Raw genomic sequence first — 245 nt, 5'->3', positions numbered from 1 at the left:
AGAAGCGGTTCAGGGTGATACCCGAGATGAGGTAGTCGCCACGGATCCACTGAGTGAGGTCGTCGCCAATCACCGGAATGGCGCCAAACAGCGAGATGATCACCTGGGCACCCCAGTAGGACATCTGCCCCCACGGCAGCAGGTAGCCCATGAAAGCTTCAGCCATCAGCGCCAGGTAGATCAGCATACCGAACAGCCAGACCAGTTCGCGTGGCTTCTGGTAGGAGCCGTACAGCAGGCCACGG

1 protein-coding gene is annotated in these 245 nt (G+C 60.0%); it reads right to left on the bottom strand.

Annotated elements, in window-relative coordinates; genetic code table 11:
• A partial coding sequence (locus SB756_RS33900; protein WP_410913741.1) for a cytochrome b N-terminal domain-containing protein occupies nt 1-245 on the bottom strand: 245 nt, incomplete at both ends.

Origin of the sequence: Pseudomonas sp. SIMBA_068 (assembly GCF_046534705.1) — a bacterium.
Lineage (GTDB): Bacteria > Pseudomonadota > Gammaproteobacteria > Pseudomonadales > Pseudomonadaceae > Aquipseudomonas > Aquipseudomonas putida.
Note: the sequence above shows the minus strand (reverse complement) of the source record. Positions and strands in the feature narration are given on the sequence as shown.